21 protein-coding genes are annotated in these 20,793 nt (G+C 60.8%); 18 read left to right on the forward strand and 3 right to left on the reverse strand.

The window, feature by feature from the left end; all coding sequences use genetic code 11:
• The first annotated feature begins 22 nt into the window (after positions 1–22).
• From fabG to EXW71_RS21020, 16 genes are all read left to right on the forward strand, one after another.
• Complete coding sequence (fabG, locus tag EXW71_RS20945) at positions 23–766, forward strand: 3-oxoacyl-ACP reductase FabG (protein WP_005790544.1); 744 nt, start codon at positions 23–25, stop codon at positions 764–766.
• Positions 767–957: 191 nt separating this feature from the next.
• Positions 958–1,194: an acyl carrier protein gene (acpP, locus tag EXW71_RS20950; RefSeq protein WP_003175607.1), complete on the forward strand. Its 237-nt coding sequence runs from the start codon at positions 958–960 to the stop codon at positions 1,192–1,194.
• 127 nt (positions 1,195–1,321) lie between these two features.
• A complete protein-coding gene (gene fabF, locus EXW71_RS20955; protein ID WP_123718905.1) occupies positions 1,322–2,566 on the forward strand; it encodes a beta-ketoacyl-ACP synthase II in 1,245 nt (414 codons plus the stop codon).
• On the forward strand, positions 2,566–3,381 hold the full coding sequence (gene pabC / locus EXW71_RS20960; protein WP_134661288.1) for an aminodeoxychorismate lyase: 816 nt from the start codon (positions 2,566–2,568) through the stop codon (positions 3,379–3,381). The genes fabF and pabC overlap by 1 nt, the downstream gene beginning before the upstream one ends.
• Position 3,382: 1 nt before the next feature.
• Entirely contained in the window at positions 3,383–4,513 is a 1,131-nt protein-coding gene (mltG, locus tag EXW71_RS20965) for an endolytic transglycosylase MltG (protein WP_134661289.1), read from the forward strand.
• A gap of 9 nt (positions 4,514–4,522) precedes the next feature.
• Positions 4,523–5,155: a dTMP kinase gene (gene tmk / locus EXW71_RS20970; RefSeq protein ID WP_123718908.1), complete on the forward strand. Its 633-nt coding sequence runs from the start codon at positions 4,523–4,525 to the stop codon at positions 5,153–5,155.
• Entirely contained in the window at positions 5,148–6,137 is a 990-nt protein-coding gene (locus EXW71_RS20975) for a DNA polymerase III subunit delta' (RefSeq protein ID WP_134661290.1), read from the forward strand. The genes tmk and EXW71_RS20975 overlap by 8 nt, the downstream gene beginning before the upstream one ends.
• Before the next feature lie 63 nt (positions 6,138–6,200).
• Positions 6,201–6,986, forward strand: coding sequence for a TatD family hydrolase (locus EXW71_RS20980; RefSeq protein ID WP_134661291.1), 786 nt, complete (start codon positions 6,201–6,203; stop codon positions 6,984–6,986).
• A 445-nt stretch (positions 6,987–7,431) separates the two neighbouring features.
• The gene (locus EXW71_RS20985; RefSeq protein WP_123718911.1) at positions 7,432–8,073 is read left to right on the forward strand and encodes a TetR/AcrR family transcriptional regulator; all 642 of its coding nucleotides are present in this window, start codon (positions 7,432–7,434) and stop codon (positions 8,071–8,073) included.
• Between the two features lie 114 nt (positions 8,074–8,187).
• Entirely contained in the window at positions 8,188–9,156 is a 969-nt protein-coding gene (locus tag EXW71_RS20990; RefSeq protein WP_123718912.1) for a GTP 3',8-cyclase MoaA, read from the forward strand.
• 72 nt (positions 9,157–9,228) lie between these two features.
• Positions 9,229–9,834 (forward strand): DUF4823 domain-containing protein, encoded by a 606-nt coding sequence (locus tag EXW71_RS20995; RefSeq protein ID WP_123718913.1) that lies wholly within the window; start codon positions 9,229–9,231, stop codon positions 9,832–9,834.
• Positions 9,835–9,849: 15 nt separating this feature from the next.
• A complete protein-coding gene (locus EXW71_RS21000; protein ID WP_134661292.1) occupies positions 9,850–10,410 on the forward strand; it encodes a DUF1285 domain-containing protein in 561 nt (186 codons plus the stop codon).
• A gap of 70 nt (positions 10,411–10,480) precedes the next feature.
• The gene (locus tag EXW71_RS21005; protein ID WP_123718915.1) at positions 10,481–11,194 is read left to right on the forward strand and encodes a GntR family transcriptional regulator; all 714 of its coding nucleotides are present in this window, start codon (positions 10,481–10,483) and stop codon (positions 11,192–11,194) included.
• On the forward strand, positions 11,191–12,192 hold the full coding sequence (locus EXW71_RS21010; RefSeq protein WP_134661293.1) for an ADP-ribosylglycohydrolase family protein: 1,002 nt from the start codon (positions 11,191–11,193) through the stop codon (positions 12,190–12,192). The genes EXW71_RS21005 and EXW71_RS21010 overlap by 4 nt, the downstream gene beginning before the upstream one ends.
• A 100-nt stretch (positions 12,193–12,292) precedes the next feature.
• The gene (locus EXW71_RS21015) at positions 12,293–13,762 is read left to right on the forward strand and encodes a cytosine permease (RefSeq protein ID WP_134661294.1); all 1,470 of its coding nucleotides are present in this window, start codon (positions 12,293–12,295) and stop codon (positions 13,760–13,762) included.
• On the forward strand, positions 13,755–14,672 hold the full coding sequence (locus EXW71_RS21020; protein WP_134661295.1) for a PfkB family carbohydrate kinase: 918 nt from the start codon (positions 13,755–13,757) through the stop codon (positions 14,670–14,672). The genes EXW71_RS21015 and EXW71_RS21020 overlap by 8 nt, the downstream gene beginning before the upstream one ends.
• Before the next feature lie 220 nt (positions 14,673–14,892).
• Here the strand turns inward: EXW71_RS21020 and aldA are convergent, their stop codons facing one another.
• Both aldA and EXW71_RS21030 read right to left on the reverse strand, forming a co-directional pair.
• Positions 14,893–16,317 carry an aldehyde dehydrogenase gene (gene aldA, locus EXW71_RS21025; RefSeq protein WP_134661325.1) on the reverse strand — a complete coding sequence of 475 codons (1,425 nt, stop codon included), beginning with the start codon at positions 16,315–16,317 and terminating at the stop codon, positions 14,893–14,895.
• Between the two features lie 163 nt (positions 16,318–16,480).
• Entirely contained in the window at positions 16,481–17,410 is a 930-nt protein-coding gene (locus tag EXW71_RS21030; RefSeq protein ID WP_134661324.1) for a LysR substrate-binding domain-containing protein, read from the reverse strand.
• Between the two features lie 283 nt (positions 17,411–17,693).
• Here EXW71_RS21030 and EXW71_RS21035 point away from each other — a divergent pair, with 283 nt between their 5' ends.
• Complete coding sequence (locus tag EXW71_RS21035; protein ID WP_134661323.1) at positions 17,694–18,929, forward strand: MFS transporter; 1,236 nt, start codon at positions 17,694–17,696, stop codon at positions 18,927–18,929.
• On the opposite strand, the gene EXW71_RS21040 is transcribed toward EXW71_RS21035, so the two are convergent.
• A complete protein-coding gene (locus EXW71_RS21040; RefSeq protein ID WP_134661322.1) occupies positions 18,867–19,781 on the reverse strand; it encodes a LysR family transcriptional regulator in 915 nt (304 codons plus the stop codon). The two genes, EXW71_RS21035 and EXW71_RS21040, sit on opposite strands and share 63 nt — an antisense overlap.
• Positions 19,782–19,886: 105 nt before the next feature.
• Between EXW71_RS21040 and EXW71_RS21045 the strand changes: the two genes are divergently transcribed.
• Positions 19,887–20,768: a hypothetical protein gene (locus tag EXW71_RS21045; protein WP_134661321.1), complete on the forward strand. Its 882-nt coding sequence runs from the start codon at positions 19,887–19,889 to the stop codon at positions 20,766–20,768.
• Positions 20,769–20,793: the final 25 nt, after the last annotated feature.

Genomic DNA, 20,793 nt, shown 5'->3' on the forward strand with positions numbered 1-20,793 from the left:
CCCCTGCTTAGGAGAAGCCTGCATGAGTCTGCAAGGTAAAGTTGCACTGGTCACCGGCGCAAGCCGTGGCATTGGCCAGGCGATCGCCCTGGAATTGGGCCGTCAGGGCGCGGTCGTGATCGGCACCGCCACTTCCGCTTCGGGCGCCGAGCGTATCGCCGCGACCCTCAAGGAAAACGGCGTTCAGGGCACTGGCCTTGAGCTGAACGTGACCAGCGATGAGTCCGTGGCCGCCGTATTGGCCGAGATCACTGCACAGTTCGGCGCCCCGGCGATCCTGGTAAACAACGCCGGTATCACCCGCGATAACCTGATGATGCGTATGAAAGACGACGAGTGGTACGACGTGGTCGATACCAACTTGAACAGTCTGTTCCGCTTGTCCAAGGGCGTTTTGCGCGGCATGACCAAGGCGCGTTGGGGCCGAATTATCAATATTGGCTCCGTAGTGGGTGCCATGGGCAACGCAGGCCAAGTAAACTACGCCTCCGCCAAGGCCGGCCTGGAAGGTTTCAGCCGTGCGCTGGCGCGTGAGGTCGGCTCGCGGTCGATTACGGTCAACTCGGTGGCCCCAGGGTTCATCGACACCGATATGACCCGTGAGCTGCCGGAAGCGCAGCGTGAAGCCTTGCTGACGCAGATTCCGCTGGGCCGTCTGGGCCAGGCTCAAGAGATCGCGAATGTGGTCACTTTCCTGGCATCCGACGGTGCGGCATACGTGACTGGGGCTACAATCCCGGTTAACGGCGGGATGTACATGAGTTAAATTGTGACGGATCGCTTCAAAAAAATGTCATACGAGCTGTCTAAAATCCGTTATAAAGCTGCAACTTAATTTATAGGCAGGTGGCCGACCGGGTACAGGGTGAAGCTTTCAGTTGAAAAGCTGAAATGGCTTTCTATACACTTACCCACTGGCCAGCTGCCTGAATTTGTCCATTAGGAGTTAAACAAGGTATGAGCACCATCGAAGAGCGCGTCAAGAAAATCGTCGCCGAGCAACTGGGCGTTAAAGAAGAAGAAGTGGTCAACACTGCTTCCTTCGTAGAAGACCTGGGTGCCGATTCCCTTGACACCGTTGAGCTGGTGATGGCTCTGGAAGAGGAATTCGAGACCGAAATCCCGGACGAAGAAGCTGAAAAAATCACTACTGTTCAAGCTGCTATCGACTACGTTACTAGCCACCAGGCGTAATAGTTTGTAGTCGTCGCTTGCTGTCAGGGAAAAACCGCACTGCTGTAACGGCGTGCGGTTTTTTCTTTAGCCCTGATGAAAAGTGAGTGCTGAAGCAAAGTGTCGTCATTAGAAAAAGGAGAGTGCTGTGTCGCGTAGACGCGTCGTAGTCACCGGTATGGGTATGTTGTCGCCACTGGGCACGGATGTGCCAAGCAGTTGGCAGGGCATTCTGGCTGGCCACAGTGGTATCGGTCTGATCGAACACACGGACCTTTCTGCCTATTCCACCCGTTTTGGCGGCTCGGTAAAGGGTTTCAATGTCGAGGAATACCTCTCGGTAAAAGAGTCCCGCAAACTCGACCTGTTCATTCAATACGGCCTGGCAGCCGGTTTTCAGGCAGTGCGTAACGCCGGCCTGGAAGTCACCGACGCCAACCGTGACCGCATCGGCGTGGCCATGGGTTCGGGTATTGGCGGTTTGACCAATATCGAAGAAACCAGCCGCACGTTGCACGATTCCGGCCCCCGTCGAATTTCACCGTTCTTCGTGCCGGGCTCGATCATCAATATGATTTCCGGTTTCCTGTCCATCCACCTGGGGGCACAGGGACCCAACTACGCCATCGCCACGGCGTGCACCACAGGCACTCACTGCATCGGCATGGCGGCGCGCAATATTGCCTATGACGAAGCGGACGTGATGATCGCCGGCGGCGCCGAAATGGCTGCCTGCGGCCTGGGCATGGGTGGCTTTGGTGCATCCCGCGCACTGTCGACCCGCAATGACGAGCCGACCCGTGCCAGCCGTCCGTGGGACAAAGGCCGTGACGGTTTCGTACTGTCCGATGGTGCCGGTGCCCTGGTACTGGAAGAGCTGGAACACGCCAAGGCGCGTGGTGCCACCATCTACGCCGAGCTGATCGGCTTCGGCATGAGCGGTGACGCCTACCACATGACCTCGCCACCGTCCGACGGTGCCGGTGCTGCACGCTGTATCGCCAACGCCCTGCGTGATGCGAAGATCAATGCCAGCCAGGTGCAGTACATCAATGCCCATGGCACTTCGACTCCGACGGGTGACCTGGCGGAAGCCGAGGCCATCAAGTCGGTGTTCGGCGAACACGCCTACAAGCTGGCGGTAAGCTCCACCAAGTCCATGACCGGCCACCTGCTGGGTGCGGCGGGCGCGGTTGAGGCGATCTTCAGTGTCATGGCCATCAAGGATCAGGTCGCTCCGCCGACCATCAACCTCGATGAGCCGGACGAAGGGTGCGACCTGAACTTCGTGCCTCACGAAGCGCAGCCGATGCCGATCGACGTGGCGATTTCCAACTCGTTCGGTTTTGGTGGCACCAACGGTTCCCTGGTGTTCCGCCGGTTCGCCGAGTGATGCACAGCTGGGTCGACGGTCAGCCAGCGGACAGCGTGCCTCTGAAAGATCGCGGCCTGGCGTATGGCGATGGGCTGTTCGAGACCATCGCCGTCAAGGCTGGACAGCCCGTGCTGCTCGACCGCCACCTGCAACGCCTTGATGAGGGGTGCAGGCGGTTGGCGCTGGTTGCGGATCACCCACTGATCCGCAGCGAAGTGCTGGCTTATGCCGCCGCCCTCGGCGACGGTGTGCTCAAGTTGATCCTCACCCGTGGCGACAGCCTGCGCGGTTATGGCATCAACCCTGGCGCTCCCGTGCGCCGTATTTTGCAGGGCAATCCGCCCGCTACCTATCCCCAGGCCCATGGAATCGACGGTATCCGCCTGTTTCCGTGCGCCACTCGCTTGGCCGAACAGCCGTTGCTGGCGGGGCTCAAACACCTTAATCGCCTGGAGCAGGTGATCGCCCGTGCCGAATGGCAGGATGCCGAGCATGCCGAAGGTTTAATGCTGGATATGTCCGGCCGCGTGATCGAAGGCGTGTTCAGCAACCTGTTTCTGGTATGCGACGGCAGGTTGCTGACCGCTGATCTGAATCGTTGCGGTGTCGCCGGGGTGATGCGCGCTGAGGTTTTGGCCCAGGCACAGGTGCTGGGCCTCCCGATGGCCGTGGCCGACATCAGTCTCGAGCAGTTGCAGCAGGCTGATGAAGTCTTTGTGTGCAACAGCATTTATGGCATTTGGCCGGTGCGTGGATGCGCTGCGATGAGCTGGTCGGTTGGGCCGCTCACCCGTAAACTGCAGGGCATTGTTCGCGCGCTATTGGATATTTGAGTTGATACGAAAACTGGTTTTACTGCTGCTGATTGGCTTGGTCTCGGCAGGCTTGGTGCTGGGTTTTTCGGCCTGGAAGCTCGATTCTGCCTTGAAGCAGCCCCTGAAGCTGAGCCAGGAGCAGTTGCTCGATGTACCGGCTGGGGCAACGCCGACGGGCACCTTCAATCGTCTCGAGGCGGAGGGGGTGCTCGACGGTGCCTTCTGGTTACGCCTGTACTGGCGTTTCAACCTGGACGGCCAGCCACTGCACAGCGGCGAATACCGCATGACCCCTGGCCTGACTGCTGAGGGCTTGATCGGCCTGTGGCAGCGTGGCGAAGTGGTGCAATACAGCCTGACCCTGGTGGAAGGCTGGAACTTCCGCCAAGTGCGCGCGGCGTTGGCCAAGCACGAAAAGATTGTGCAGACCCTGTCCGGCCTGAGCGACAAAGAGGTGATGGACAAACTCGGTCACCCGGACGTGTTTCCTGAAGGCCGCTTCTTCCCGGATACCTACCGCTTCGTGCGCGGTATGACCGACGTCGAATTCCTCAAAAAAGCCTACAACCGCCTGGACGATGTACTCGCTCAGGAGTGGAGCAAGCGTGCTGCCGATGCCCCCTACACCGACCCTTATCAAGCGCTGATCATGGCCTCCCTGGTGGAGAAAGAAACGGGAGTGCCCGAAGAACGTGGGCAGATTGCCGGGGTGTTCGTGCGGCGCATGAAGATCGGCATGCTGCTGCAGACCGACCCGACGGTGATCTATGGCCTGGGTGAGCGCTACACCGGCAAGCTGACCCGTGCGCATCTCAAGGAGGCCAACCCCTACAACACGTACATGGTCGTCGGCCTGCCGCCGACGCCGATCGCCATGGTCGGCCGCGAGGCCATCCACGCTGCGCTGAACCCGGTGCCCGGTAGCAGCCTGTACTTTGTTGCACGTGGCGATGGCAGTCATATTTTTTCCGATGACCTGGATGCGCATAATGCTGCCGTGCGTGAGTTCCAACTCAAGCGCCGTGCCGACTATCGTTCCAGCCCGGCGCCGGTGGTCAAACCGACGCAGGACACAGCGCCACCGGCCGATGCACCCCCTGAGCCTGCGCCGGACACCGCCGCGCCGCAAAGCCGCAATGACTCTGACTAAGGACTGCCTGTGACTGGCTTGTTTATTACCCTGGAAGGCCCGGAAGGCGCCGGCAAAAGTACCAACCGCGATTACCTGGCCGAACGACTGCGCGACGAGGGTATCGAGGTTGTGCTGACCCGTGAGCCAGGCGGCACGCCGCTGGCCGAGCGCATTCGTGAAGTGCTGTTGGCGCCGGGTGAAGAACCGATGAACCCGGACACCGAGCTGCTGCTGGTGTTTGCCGCGCGTGCCCAGCACCTGGCCGAAGTGATCCGCCCGGCGCTGGCGCGCGGTGCCGTGGTGATTTGCGACCGTTTTACCGACTCCACTTACGCCTATCAGGGGGGCGGCCGGGGATTGTCGCTTGAGCGTATCGCCACCTTGGAAACCTTCGTGCAAGGCGATTTGCGCCCTGACCTGACCCTGGTGTTCGACCTGCCCGTTGAAGTCGGCCTGGCACGGGCCAGCGCCCGTGGTCGCCTGGACCGTTTCGAATTGGAAGGCCGGGCCTTTTTTGACGCCGTGCGCACTGCGTTCCTCAAGCGCGCTGCCGCCGAGCCAACGCGCTACTACCTGCTGGACGCCGCCCAGCCACTGAGCCAGGTACAACTCGCCATCGATGCGCTGTTGCCCAAATTGCTGGAGCGCACCCGTGGCTGAAGCCTACCCATGGCAGGATAGCCTTTGGCAGCAATTGGCCGGTCGTGCCCAGCACGCTCACGCCTACCTGTTGCACGGGCCGGCAGGTATCGGCAAGCGTGACTTGGCCGAGCGCCTGATGGCGAGCCTGTTGTGCCAGCAGCCGGTCAACCTGGAAGCCTGTGGCGTGTGCAAATCCTGCCTGTTGCTCAAGGCCGGCAGCCACCCGGATAACTACCTGCTGGAACCCGAGGAAGCCGACAAGGCGATCAAGGTCGACCAGGTGCGCGACCTTGTCAGTTTCGTGGTGCAGACCGCGCAGACGGGCGGGCGCAAGGTCGTATTGATCGAGCCGGTGGAGGCGATGAACATCAACGCCGCCAACGCCTTGCTCAAGAGCCTGGAAGAGCCGTCCGGCGATACGGTACTGCTGTTGGTAAGCCACCAGTCCAGCCGTTTGTTGCCGACCATTCGCAGTCGTTGTGTGCAGCAGGCGTGCCCATTGCCGAGTGAAGCGATGAGCCTTGAGTGGCTGGCGCAGGTGCTGCCGGACTGTTCTGCGCAGGAACGGGTTGAACTGTTGACCTTGGCCGCCGGTTCACCGTTGGCCGCCGTCAAGCTGCAGGCCCAGGGCGTGCGTGAGCAACGGGCGCTGGTGGTGGATGGCGTGAAGAAACTGCTCAAGCAGGAACTCTCGGCCACTCAACTGGCGGAAAGCGCCTGGAAAGATATTCCCCTCTTGTTGCTGTTCGATTGGTTCTGCGACTGGTCGAGCCTGATCCTGCGCTACCAGTTGACCCAGGATGAAAGCGGCCTGGGGCTGTCGGATATGCGCAAAGTTGTTCAGTACCTCGCGCAGAAAAGTGCGCAGGACAAAGTGCTGAATATCCAGGACTGGATTCTCGCTCAGCGCCAGAAGGTCCTCGGCAAGGCCAACCTCAACCGCGTGCTGCTGCTCGAAGCGTTGTTGGTGCAATGGGCCGGTCTGCTCGGCCGTCGTTAAATTCCGTGGCTGACGGGTGTATCGTTGGCCAGACACTTATCGTGACTCAAGTCGTAACTTCCTATGCTCGTAGATTCCCATTGTCATCTTGATCGCCTCGACCTTGCCCAGCACGGCGGCTCCCTTGACGCCGCCCTTGAAGCGGCGCGCCTGCGCGGGGTAGGGCACTTCCTGTGTATTGGCGTCAGCGCCGACAACGCCGCCGACGTCAAGGCCCTGGCCGAGCGTTATGCCGATGTGGATTGCTCGGTCGGTATCCACCCACTGGACCTCAAGCCCGGCGAAGCGCCGGCCCTCGACTGGTTGCTGAGTGAGCTCAACCACCCGCGTGTAGTGGCCATCGGCGAGACCGGCCTGGATTACCACTACGAACCTGAAGCCGCCGAACTGCAGCAGGCATCGTTCCGCCTGCACCTGCAGGCTGCCCGGCAAACCGCCAAGCCGGTGATTGTGCACACCCGTGGCGCCCGTGCCGACACCCTGGCCTTGCTGCGCGAAGCCGCATTGCCTCAGGCCGGCGTGCTGCATTGCTTCACCGAAGACTGGGACATGGCCAAGGCCGCCCTGGACCTGGGCTTCTACATCTCGCTGTCAGGCATCGTCACCTTTCGCAACGCTGACGCTCTGCGTGACGTGGCGCGCCAAGTGCCGGCCGACCGCTTGCTGGTGGAGACCGATTCGCCTTACCTGGCGCCGATTCCCCATCGTGGCAAACCGAACCTGCCGGAGTACGTACGCGACGTGGCGGATTATCTGGCGATGTTGCGCGGCGAGTCCTATGAGCGTTTTGCCGAACAGACCACCGAGAACTTCAGGCGCCTGTTTCCGTTGGCTCACGTCGCGGTTTAACGGGGCCAAACGCCAGGCAAAAAAAACCCGGGTTCTGGGGGGTGAATCCGGGCTAAGACCATTAGGAGTAAAACAAGGGCACGCAGTCCGTCGGTACCCAGGTCGACGCGCCACTTGGGGGAGATGCCACGCCGACAGTTCAAGTATTGATCACTATCCCATTCAGTCCAGTCGGATCTGATCGTTTTTTAAACAGATTTGGAATACACGCGCTTTGCTTGAGTTCTCATTGGGTGGATGGGCAAGGGCAGATGTTGCGTATTATTTCTGACTGATACCGGTGAAATCGTTGGCGTGCTGAAAGTTAAGTACGGAACGGGTTCACATAGGCGTTGCCCAACGACCGTTCAGTCGGGATAATCCCTCGCACCGGGTAAATCGTATCGCCAGGTATCCTTGGCCTTGCGCAACCCTTCCCCTATTCACCTCTGCAGACCTTTTCCTCATGTACAAAGAACCCCGTAAGGTCCGTGAGTTTCGCCGCCGTGAGCAGGAAATTCTCGACACCGCACTCAAGCTGTTCCTCGAACAAGGTGAAGACAGCGTCACCGTCGAGATGATTGCGGATGCCGTGGGTATCGGCAAAGGCACCATCTATAAGCACTTCAAGTCCAAGGCCGAGATTTACCTGCGCCTGATGCTCGACTACGAGCGCGACTTGAACGAGCTGTTGCACTCGGCTGACGTGGACAAGGATAAGGAAGCCCTGTCGCGGGCCTACTTCGAATTCCGCATGCGTGACCCGCAGCGTTATCGCTTGTTCGACCGACTGGAAGAGAAGGTGGTCAAGGGGCATCAGGTGCCGGAAATGGTCGAGGAGTTGCACAAGATCCGTGCCTCGAATTTCGAACGCCTGACCTTGCTGATCAAGGGGCGCATCAGTGAAGGCAAGCTTGAAGATGTGCCTCCCTATTTCCATTACTGCGCCGCCTGGGCCTTGGTGCATGGGGCCGTGGCGCTGTACCACTCGCCGTTCTGGAGCAATGTCCTGGAAGATCAGGAAGGCTTTTTCCAGTTCCTGATGGACATCGGCGTGCGCATGGGCAACAAGCGCAAACACTCGACGGACCTGCCACCCGCCTCATAATGATTTACTGCCAGGCGTATTATCCCGGGAATATACTCAGGCAGGGATCTTGCTAAAAGCTGATTTTTGAGTCAGCTTCAAGCGCGCCCACATTATCCTCTGCCGGAGTGATCCATGATCGTTGATCGTCAAGGCAGGCGGTTTCGCAATTTGCGAATCAGCCTGACTTCAGCCTGCAATTATGCGTGTACCTACTGCGTGCCCAACGGCAAGCGGTTGGTGGCTGCCCAGGATGAACTCTCGGCTGAAGCCATGGCCCGTGGCGTGGCCTACCTTATCGAAGCGGCGGGCATCGATCGCCTGCGCATCACCGGCGGTGAGCCGCTGGTCAGCCCCAAGCTGGAAGCCTTCATGGGCGCGGTAGGGCAGATGGGCCTGCATGACATCAGCCTGACCACCAACGGCCAGTTGCTCGCACGCAAACTGCCGCTGTTGCTGGATGCCGGTATCCGGCGCATCAACGTCTCCCTCGACACCCTGGATGCCGATGCCTTTCGCAGCATTGCCCGTGGCGGCGACCTGGCCAGCGTGCTCGCTGGCATGGACCAGGCGCATGCGGCCGGGATCAAGATCAAAGTCAACATGGTGCCATTGCGCGGGCAGAACCTGGATCAGGTGATGCCGCTGCTCGACTACTGCCTGGAGCGTGGCTACGAGCTGCGCTTTATCGAGCTCATGCGCATGGGCCACTTGGCCAAGGACTCGAATGCCTTCCTGCAGCAATTTGTCAGCCTGCAGCAACTGCTCGGCCTGATCGGCGAACATCACGAATACCTGCAGGCCGATGCCCCTGTGGATGCCACGGCGGTGCGCTACGAGGTGCCGGGCAAAGGCTTCTTTGGTGTGATCGCCAACGAAAGCGTACCGTTCTGCCGCACATGTTCACGACTGCGGCTGTCCTCTACCGGTTGGTTACATGGTTGCCTGTCGTCGAGCAACCGGCATTACATCGGCGACCTGCTGGACAAGCCGCGCCACCAGGCGTTGCCGGCATTGCAAGGCTTGTTGATGAAAGCCCTGGGAGACAAACAGGAAGTGGCCTTTTCCGGCGGCGCGACGATCATGAAGATCATCGGCGGCTGAGCCAAGCTGGCGCAGAACCTGCATCTCACGCCCATTCGCCGGTTTTCCGTCACCGGCTTCTGGAGGATTAGGATGCGTAGTCTGGTGTTGTTGCTGGCGTCGTTGACGCTGAGTGGTTGCATGACCGTCAGCGATATGGCCGAAGGCACCCGTTATCAGATGAGCGACGCCGGGTTGCTGGACCACAGCGATACACGCCGTACGGCGTCGGTGCGCATACAGCCGGACTCCTTTGTCTTTATTGCCCAGGGCGCCTTTGTGCCGCCGGGCAGCGCCTACCCGCGACCCAACGTGGTGGCCGAGGAAGCCTTCAATGGTTTCGTCGAGTATTTCCCTATGGTGCGCCGGGCGCGCAAGCCGGAAGGGCTTGAGCAAGCATTGGCTGAAGCGCGGGCCGCAGGGGCGCATTACCTGTTGTATTGCCGCTTTGCGGCAGCCGATGACCGTATCGGCAACGCCGATGAGTGGACCGATCAGCAAGCCCTGGACCGGGTTGGGCTGGACAGCGGGGTAATTCAGATCATGTTGATCGAGACCAGCACCCAGTATTTGATTGATACTGCACGCATTCGCAGTCGTGGCGGTTTACTGACGTTCCATGACAACAAGCCAGAAGATCTGATTGCCCGCCCGCTGGCGCAGTACGCCCGAGGCTTGCTGGGCATGAGCGACCAGTAAAAACAGGAGAAACCGATGACCGATTCCACTAAGGCCAATGATCTGTTGGCCCAGTTGCCCAAGGGCAAGGGACCGGCGCCGGTGCACCTGTGGAATCCGGATTTCTGCGGCCACATCGACATGCGCATCGCCCGCGACGGCACCTGGTTTTATCAGGGCACGCCGATTGGGCGTAAGCCGATGGTCAAATTGTTCTCCAACATTATCCGCCGCGACGGTGACGAGTATTTCCTGGTCACGCCTGTGGAAAAGGTTGGCATCAGCGTCGATGATGCGCCGTTTGTCGCGGTGACCCTGGAGGTGCAAGGGCACGGCGAAAATCAGCTGCTGCGCTTCACCACCAACGTCGACGAGCAGATCGAAGCCGGCCTCGAACACCCGTTGCGGGTGGTGATCGATCCCGTCACTCAGGAACCCGCCCCCTATGTGCGAGTGCGCACCAATCTGGAAGCCCTTGTGCATCGCAACGCGTTCTATCAGTTGGTCGAGCTGGCGGTAAGTCGCCCGATCAACGGTCAGAACTGGCTGGGTGTCTGGAGCGGTGGGGCGTTTTTCCCCATTGGCCTGGAACCCTGAGCCGAGTTTTTTCATCTCCCTGAAATAATTTGCTTGCTGGAAACAGGCACTTTCGGCTATCAATTTGTACATGATTAAACATGTTCGATTTGATAAGAAAAAACGCGTCGTCGACGAGCTCATCCGCCGTATCGAGGGTGGCATGATGGCTGACGGTTTCCTGCTGCCCGGCGAGCACCAACTGGCCGAGGAGTTCGCGGTCAGCCGCGGCACCCTGCGCGAAGCGCTGGCCGAACTCAAGCGGCGCAACTACATCGCCACCCAGAGCGGTGTCGGCTCTATCGTCACCTTTGACGGTATGGTGCTCGACCAACGCAACGGTTGGGCCCAGGCCCTGGCGGATACCGGCGCCCTGGTCAACACCGATATCCTGCGCCTGGAAGCCGTGACGCGTCCGGACCTGCTCAGCCGCTTCGGCAGCGATCAGTTCATTGCGCTCGACCGTCGTCGTCGCTCCCTCGATGGCATAGCGGTGTCCCTGGAGCGTTCGTTGATGCCTGCTTCCGGCGGGTTGGAAAGCTTGCCCAGCGTCGGCCTGATCGATAACTCCTTGACCATCACCTTGGCGGCCTTTGGCTACGTGGGCGCTGACGGCGACCAATGGATCGGCGCCGAAGCCTTGAGTGACGAAGATGCCGAGTTGCTCGGGCGGCCCGCCGGCACTGTGTTTCTCAGAGCCTCGCGCACCACCTACGACCGTCGCAAGCGCTTCATGGAGTATGTCGAAAGCTGGCTTGACCCTTTGCACTTTCGCCTGCACCTGCAGTTTGGAGCGTCGAAATGAGCATGGAAAATCGCGCCCTGGGTGCTTTTTACGGTCTGGCCTTGGGCGATGCCTTGGGTATGCCCACCCAGTCCTTGAGTCGCGAGCAGGTTCGCGCACGCTTCGGTGTGATCACCGCTCTGGAAGACGCCGGCGCCGAGCAACCTATCGCACCCAACATGCCGGCCGGGTCCATTACCGATGACACCGAGCAGGCGATCCTGGTCGGCGAATTACTGGTAGAGGGCCAGGGCAAGATCGAACCCAAGGTGCTCGCCCAACGCCTGATCGACTGGGAAGCGGTCATGCGCGCCAAGGGTTCACAGGATTTGCTCGGCCCGTCGACCAAGCGCGCGATCGACATGATCCTCGCCGGCCACACCCCACAAGAGTCCGGACGCTACGGCACCACCAATGGTGCTGCCATGCGCATCACGCCGGTGGGGATCGCCGCCGACATCCGCGACCCGGCGCAGTTTATCCAGGCAGTTATCCAAGCGTGCCAGGTCACCCATAACACTACGCTGGGCATCTCCAGTGCGGCAGCGGTGGCGGCGGTGGTGTCGGCTGGCGTCAACGGTGTGGACCTGGGCGAAGCCTTGAACATTGGCGTCCAGGTCGTCCAGCAAGCGCAAGAGCATGGCTATTGGGTTGCCGGCGGACGTATTTCCACGCGCATCAGTTGGGCACGCACCTTGAGCGTGGGCAGTGGCGACAAGGCGCTGTTCGCCGATCTGCTCTATGAGTTGATCGGCACCTCCGTTGCGTCCCAGGAGTCGGTGGTGGTGTCGTTTGCCCTGGCCCAGCAAGTAGCGGTGGGCGACATGAACGCGTTCGAAGCGCTGTGCCTGGCCGCGAGCCTCGGCGGTGACACCGACACCATCGCCGCGATTCTCGGCGCCATGCTCGGTGCGTGCCTGGGCATGCAGTGCTGGCCGCAGGCGTTGATCGAGCAGGTCAAGCGGGTCAATGGCCTGGATTTGCAGCCGCTTGTTCAGGGCTTGCTGGCGTTGAGATAGACGCCGCACTGCCGACTTCAATCGTGTTTGAGTCAGGACGACTGACAAACGCGTTGATTCCTTGCCACAACCACAACAATACAGGCACCAGGAGCTCCTCATGAGCAGCACTTCTTCCGGCCAAAGCGCCGGGCAATTGGAAACACGCGGCATCGAGCCGGTCCCTGACAGCGAGTGCAACGGCCATCCGCTGCAACTGTTCTGGGTCTGGTTCGCGGCCAATATCAGCATCCTCGGCTTGCCGCTCGGCGCGACCCTGGTGGCGTTTCGTGGCCTGTCCATCTGGCAGGCGATCATTGTCGCGATCCTCGGCGCCGCCGGTTCTTTCGCGGTGGTGGGCATTATTTCCATCGCCGGCCGTCGTGGCCGGGCGCCCAGCCTGACCCTGTCGCGCGCCATCTTCGGCGTGCGCGGCAATATCGGTCCCACTCTGGTGTCGCTGATGTCGCGCCTGGGTTGGGAAACCGTCAACACCACCACCGCGGCCTTCGTATTGCTGTCGCTGTGTTCGATCCTGTTCGATTCGCCGGTCGAAGCGAAAAGCGCACCGATGCTGACATTGATCTTCATCGCGATTTTCGTGCTGCTGACCTTGTCGGTTTCCGGCCTCGGCCACGCCACGTTGTTGGTCATCCAGAAGTGGGCCACCTACGTGTTTGGCGCCTTGAATATTCTGGTGGGCGGCTTCCTCTGTGCCACGATCGACTGGAGCGCGGTGTTCAACGCCACGCCGGCGCCGCTCAGTGCGATGATCATTGGCGTCGGTACCATGGCCGCCGGTACCGGGATCGGTTGGGCCAACGCCGGTGCCGACATGTCGCGCTACCAGCACCGCAGCGTCAAGGCGGCGCGCCTGGTGGCGTCCGCCGCGTTTGGTGCGGGCATTCCGCTGGTACTGTTGATTACCCTCGGCGGGCTGCTGTCGGTGGGCAACAATGACCTGGCCTCGGCCACCGACCCGATCATCGCGATCCGCGACATGCTGCCGACCTGGATGGCCGTGCCTTACCTGATCACCGCCTTTGGTGGGCTGTTGCTGTCCAATAACCTCTCGGTGTACTCGGCCGGGCTCACCACCTTGACCCTGGGTCTCAAGGTCAAGCGCGTGCACGCGGTGATTGTCGACATCGTAGCGATCTTTGCCGGCTCCATTTACTTCATGCTGATCGCCGACAGTTTCTACGGCCCGTTCATCACGTTCATCTCGCTGCTGGCGGTGCCGATCACCGCGTGGGTCGGGATCTTCGTAGTTGACCTGATCCACCGTCACTACTACAGCGCCAAAGACTTGCTGGACGTGAGTCCTAGCAGTGCCTACTGGTATCGCGGTGGCGTGGAATGGCGTGCGTTCGGCGCCTGGGCAGTGGCGATCGTGCTGGGCTTCAGCTTCACCACCATCGGCACCACCGCCGAAAATATCTGGTTCGCCGGGCCATTGTCCGACTCTTGGCTGGGCCACAACGGCCTGGGCTGGATCGTCACCTTCCTGGTGGCCGGTGGGATATATGCGGCGCTGGGCGGCGCGGCCGACCGTCGCCCCGCGTCACTGGTAGAGAGCCACAATGTCTAGGTTGCTGCACACAGGCCAGGTCATCGTCGACCTGGTCATGGCCCTCGATACGCTGCCTGCCACCGGCGGCGACGTGCTGGCGCAATCGGCCAGCTTTGAAGCCGGGGGTGGCTTCAATGTAATGGCGGCTGCGCGGCGCAATGGGCTGTCGACGCTCTATCTGGGCCGTCATGGGAGCGGGCGTTTTGGTGACTTGGCCCGTACGGCGATGCAGGCCGAGGGCATTGAGATGGCCCTTGCGGCCAGCGATGGCAAGGACACCGGTTTGTGCGTGTCCCTGACCGAAGCCACCACCGAGCGCACGTTCATATCCCATATTGGGGTCGAGGGCGAACTGAGCGCCGAGGACTTGGCCAAGGTGAGACCGCAGCTTGACGACTATGTGTATGTCAGCGGCTACAGCCTGTTGCTGGAGGGCAAGGCGCAGCCGCTGGTGGACTGGTTGCTGGCGCTGCCACGGGCGATCATGGTGGTGTTTGACCCTGGCCCGTTGGTGAAGACGCGGGACTCGACGCTGATGCGCGCGTTATTGCCGCGTATCGATATCTGGACCAGCAATGGTCCCGAAGCCTTGGCATTTACCGGCGCGGCGTCCATTGCAGATGCGTTGCCGGAGCTGAGCCGACATCTGCCCGCCGAGTCATTGTTGATCGTTCGTGATGGACCGAATGGATGCTGGGTAGGACGCGTGGGGGCGATAGAACACGTGCCCGGTTTCAAGGTGCAGGCCGTGGACAGTAATGGCGCGGGGGATGCGCACGCGGGCGTATTTATTGCAGGCTTGGCAAATGGCTTGAGCCCAACCAAGGCTGCACGGCGAGCGAATGCGGCGGCGGCATTAGCGGTAACGCGCTGGGGACCGGCGACGTCTCCCGGCACCGCTGAAGTCGATGCGTTGGTTGCGCAATAAATAAACGAGAGAGGGGCATACCCCTAATGCCAGTCAGTTAAGGGTGAACGCTGTATGTGTGGCGAGGGAGCTTGCTCCCGTTGGGCCGCGAAGCGGCCCCGCTCTTTGTTTACAAAGCATGGGACTGCTGCGCAGTCCAACGGGAGCAAGCTCCCTCGCCACAGGTCATTTTTTAGCTTTCTCCTTCTTAACTGACCGGCATCAGGCAGGTGTGCGTGTGTCAGTACTTCATGACCACCAGACGGGTCTGGGTGAACTCAAGCATCCCGTGCTTACCGTCATCGCCGCCCAGCCCCGAGCGTTTCCAACCGGCGTGGAAGCCCTGATAAGGGTCGGCCGGGGTGCGATTGACGTACAACTCGCCGGCCTCGATGGCATTCGCCACTTTCATCGCCGTGCGGTAGTTCTCGGTGTACAGCACCGAAGACAGGCCGAACTGATGATCGTTGGCCATGGCCAGCGCTTCATCGATGTCGCGGTACTTGAGCACCGGCAGTACCGGGCCGAAGATTTCTTCCTGGATGATTTCCATGTCCTGCCGGCAGTTGCCGAGCAAGGTCGGCGGGTAGAAATGCCCCGCCCCTTCAGGCAACACGCCGCCTGTTTCCAGTACAGCACCGTCGGCGACGGCACGCTGGACCATGGCGTGGATAGTCTTCCGGGAACTGGCGTTGACCAGCGGGCCCATCAGGCTTTCATCCTTGGCGCGGTCGCCGAACTTCACTGCGCTGATCTTGGCTTTCAGCAGTGCGAGGAACCTGTCGTAGATGCTTTCATGCACATACACCCGCTCCACCGCCGTGCACAGCTGGCCGCAATGCGTGGTCTTGGAGGCGACGATGGCACTGGCGGCTTTTTCCAGGTCGGCGTCGGCCTCGATGATCGCCGGCGTCTTGCCGCCCAGTTCCAGGGACGGCTTGGCGATGTTGGCCTTGCAGTAATCCAGCACGATACGCCCGGCGTTCACGCTGCCGGTGAGAGTGATCAAGCCGACGGCCTTGTGGGTGCAGACGCTGGCCGCGGTCGCATGGTCCATGGTCAGGATATTGATCACACCGGCGGGAATCCCGGCGGCAGCCACCGCCCTGGCGATTTCAAACGCCGACAGCGGCGTGTTGTTGCTCGGGCGTATCACCACGGTATTACCGGCAATCAGCGCCGGGGCGATCTTGCGCAGCAAGGTGTACGCCGGGTAGTTGAACGGAATCAGGCACGCCACCACACCAATCGGCTCACGGTGCAGGAACAGGTTTTCGTCCGGGGTGTCGCTGGGGATGATCTCGCCTTCGATACGGCGTGCCCATTCGGCGTGGTAACGGGTGATTTGCGCGGCATAACGGGCTTCGTTGCTGGCATCACTGACGCTCTTGCCGGACTCGCTCGCCAGGGCCGTGCCGATGGCTACCGCACGGCTGTCGAGGGCATCGGCAAACGCGCGAAGGTGCTCGGCACGCTCGATGCTGGTGAGCTTGCCCCAGGTTTTCTGGGCAATGGCGGCGGCGTCGACGGCGGCGATGGCTTCATCGGCGGTGGCCGCACTGACGTGACCTGCGAGGGTTTCATCGGCAGGGTTGTAGACGGCGATCAGGGCGTCGCTGGCCGGCTCGACGAACTGGCCGTTGTAGAAATTGCGCTCGAATTGCATGTGGTTTGCCCAACGTTGTTGTTTTGCGAGTGACATGCAGTTTTGTCGCAGTCAGGGCGGTGGGCAAACGACTTATTGGGTGGGGTAACGTGAGAAAAATGCAGGTTATGGACAGTGACGCGGTTACCTGTCCGTTTTCAGGCAATGGCGGATAGGTACCCAATCAGACCGCCGCCGTAGATGGCTCAAGCTGGCGCTGCGCCAACCAGATCTCCTCCTGCAACCACCGCCCGAACACCTGCAACTGCGGCATATCCGTCTGCTCCGGCCGGGTCACCAGCCAGTACGACTGATGGCCCTCCACGTGCACATTCAACACTTGCGTCAACTGCCCGCTGGCCAGTTCCGCCGCGACCATATGCCAGTCCGCAATGGTAATTCCCAACCCATTCGTCGCCGCGCGGATCGCCAGGTCCAGCAGGTCGAATTCATAACCGCCCTGGGTATCGACGCCATGAATCCGCGCCGCGTCCAGCCAATGCTTCCACGTCAGGTAACGCTGGTCCTCACTGGCCAACACATGCAACAACGTCATGCGATTCAGATCTACCCCATCACTGCATTCCCGGGCATACAGCGACGGCGCGCACACCGCAATGTGCCGCTCCTGGATCAACAGCGAACTGTCCAGCCCGTCCCACTCACCGTTACCGAAACGAATGGCGCAATCGAGTGTGCTGGTTTGCGCCAGGCTGTCCTGCAGGCAGGTGGTGATGCTCAGTTCCAACTCGGGATGCGCCTCGCGCAAACGTCCAAGGCGCGGCATCAACCAGCGGCTGGTGAAGGTCGGCGGAGCGTTGATATGCAACCGGTTGGAATGGGTTTTCTGCTGGATGCTACGCACCGTCAGCTCGATCTTGTCGAAGGACTGGTGCAGCGCCCGCAGCAATACGCGCCCGGCGCTGGTGAGTTCGAGGTGGTGGTGGCGTCGCTCCAGCAGGCTCTCTCCCAGTTGCTCTTCAAGCTGGCGCACCTGGCGGCTGACCGCGCTCTGGGTCACGTTCAACAACTCCGCCGCCCGGGTAAAGCTGCCGGTGCTGCCGGCGACTTCGAAGGCTTTTAGGGCATTGAGACCGGGCATCTTGCGTTTCATGGGGGCACTCGACAGTCGCTGGCAAGGAAACGAAATCCCACGGCAACGCAGGAAATTTGCCCACAACATACCTTTTTGTATCAGGTCAGCGGTAGCACCCCACGCGGCTGGAAAAACGCTGTTCTTTAACCCTGCGCGTCGTTTTTCGACGGATGAGGTCGTTATCGAATAAATAGCACGCGTATTACGCATGCACACTAAGACAATTAAGCATTGGTGGCTGACCTGCTACAAAAGTTAGTCTGCTCAATAACTAGCTCACTCATTAACTCCGGGTCGCACGATGTCGAAAACAACTGTCTCATCGCGACGAAGTATGGGGCTGCTGGCACTTGTCTTTACCGCTTGCAATGCGACCACCCACGGTTTCAGTATTTTCCTGTATTCAGCGTTATTGCCGCAGATCCGTGAGTTATTTGAATTGAGCTACAGCCAGGCCGCCCTGATTGCCGCGTTGCTGCAGCTGTTCTACATGGGGGCTTCGATTGCCAGCGGCATTGCCGCCGCGTGGGTGAGCCCGCGCACCATGGTGCGCCTGACGATCATGTTGAGCCCGGTACTGCTGGCGCTGGCCGTCGCCACGCCGTGGGTGCTGCCGTTTGCCCTGTGCCTGGCGCTGGTGTCGGCGTGCGCGGTGTCGAACTGGAACGCGATTGCGGCCCTGGCGCGTGAGGTCATCCCGGCCAGCCATCGTAGCCGTGTCCTGGGGTTGGCTTCATCGGGAGCGGCCTTTGCAATCTGCTTGAACGGGCTATTGATTGCATTGCTGCAGGGCTTGTCCTTGCGCCAGTTCTGGTTGATTTGCGCAGGCTTGACGCTGCTGGTCACGTTGCTGACGCTATGGGCCTTGGCGCCCCACACGGAGCAAGCGCCCCGCTCCGCTAAGGCGCCGCCTACATTCAGCCAGGTGTTCAAGCAATGGCTGCGCCTGTGCCTCGAGCAGCCGGTGGCCCTGCAGATTGTGTTGCTCAGCGGGTTTATCGGCGCGATCAGTGGGCCGTTTCTCAACTTTCTATCGGCGTTTGTCAGCGATCAACTGCAGGCCGGCGCAACCGTGACCGGGACGCTGTGGACACTGATCGGCATCGGTGGCGCCGTCGGCGGGTTGCTTCTCGGAGCATTGGCCGATCGCTGGGGCGCGCTGCGGGTCATGGCATGGAGTATCGGCGCCTTCGGCCTGGCCATGCTCGGCCTGCTGGGGCATCCCAGCCTGTTGCTCAGTGGGTGGGCCGCCGGATTGTTTGCGCTGTTTTATTTCCCGTCCTGGGGCTTGATGGCGGCCTACCTCAGTGCTCGCCTGGAGCCGGTGCACAGCCTGCAGGTAGTCAGCCTGAGCATGGTCAGTTATGGCCTGGCCAGCGCCACGGCCAATGCACTGTGCGGCTGGTTGTTGCAGGTCAGCGGCGAGTTTGCCGTGGTGCATGCCTGGATCGCCGGCTGGGTCTTGGCCAGCCTGCTATTGCTCAAGCGCATGGCACGTGGAAAGGCTGTGGAAGCGCCGGGGGTGCCGATCCCCTGAATCGCCCAACTGACGCTGCAGAATCTGCACCAGTGCGTCCACTTCCGGCACCTGGCAACCGACTGAGCGCCAGAACATCAGGCGTGCCGGGGCAATCGGCGGAAAGCCCTGGCGCTCGTCGAGGATTTGCCAGCCCTGCGGCACCAAACGCTGCGCCATAACGCCCACGGACAGTCCTTGCTCGATGGCAATCGCAATCCCCCGCGGGCTCTGGCTGGTGTAGACCACCTGCCACGAACGCCCGGCATGGGCCAGCGCCTGCACGGCATTGGCCCTGAACGCGCAGCCCTCGGCGTACACCGCCAGCGGCACCGACTGGCGCCCCACGCCACTCCAACTCGGTGCCGCCACCCACACCAGCGGCTCATCGCACAGGTATTCCCCCGGCTGCAGGCCGGCATGCTCAACCCCCAGCACCAGATCCAGCTCGCCCCGGAACAAGCGGCTGACCAGCGCAGTAGACATCTCGCAGCAGATATCCGGGCGCACCTGGGCGAACTGTGCCTGGAAGTCCTTGAGCATCCCACCCAGGCAGTATTCGGCATAGTCCTCCGGCATGCCGAGGTGGATGCACACCTGCTCATTGGGCAACTGCGCGGCATTGACCGCCTCAACGTGCAGCTTGAGGATTTGCCGGGCATAGATCAGGAATGTTTCCCCGCTCGGCGTGAGGCCGATGGAGCGGCTGGTGCGGTGGATCAACGGCGTGCCGACAATATCTTCCAGTCGCTGCAAACTCTGGCTGACGGTGGACTGGGTTTTATGCAGACGCTCGGCAGCGGCCGAGAACCCCTGGCACTCGATAATTGCCACAAATACTTTAAGTAAGCCGCCATCCAGTTCGCCTGACATAACTATCGCCCCTGCCGATGGATTCGATCACAACTTGTAATTTCCACTTCAAAGCGCTTTACGCAACTATCAACTCAACACAACAACCGACTTCAGGAGACGTGTATGAGTCTTAAACTTGCCGATGCCGAAACCGGTGATATCAGCGACATCGTTAATACCGAACTTTATCCCATACATGATTCGGGCCATGTTCAATTACGGGCACTCATTGAACATGCACGGGCCGAACTGGCCGAAGACGGTTGCTGCCTGCTGAAGAACTTCCTGCGCCCCGAAGTACTGGAACAGGCGCGCCTGGAAGGCCAGGCACTGTCGGGCAAGACGTTTTACTCGGTGCGCAAGGTCAACGCCTATTTCACCGAAGATGACCCCAGCCTGCCCCAGGATGACCCGCGCCGCACATTCATGGAGCGCACCAGTGGCTTTGTGACCCGCGACATGATTGCCCCTGACGCGATCATCCACCGTCTGTACGTCTCACCCATGATGAAACGCTTTATCGGCGCCTGCCTGGATGAACCGGAGATTTTCGAATACGCCGACCCTTTCGCCGGGTTGGTCATCAACGTAATGCCAGAAGGCACCGAACAGCCTTGGCACTTCGACACCAACGAATTCATCGTCAGCATGATGACCCAGAAACCCGAGGCCGGCGGCCTGTTCGAGTACGCGCCGATGATCCGCTCGCGCAGCCAGGAAAACCTCGGCGCGGTCGGCAAAGTGGTGCGCGGTGAAGACCGCTCACGCGTGCAGGAACTGGAGCTCAACCCCGGCGACCTGCAGATCTTCAAAGGCCGCTTCTCGGTTCACCGCGTCACCCGCGTGGAAGGCGCCATAGAGCGCAACACGGCGATTTTCGCCTACTCGGAAAAGCCCGGGATCATCGGCCGCGCCCAACGTACCAAACAGCTTTACGGACGCTTGTCCGAGGCTCATCTGCAAGCCGAACGCAACCTGGTGCGCAGCGACCAGTTGCTCGACTGATTCACCGTCCTGAAAACCCAGAACC

The organism is Pseudomonas sp. BCA17 (genome assembly GCF_004519405.1).
Lineage (GTDB): Bacteria > Pseudomonadota > Gammaproteobacteria > Pseudomonadales > Pseudomonadaceae > Aquipseudomonas.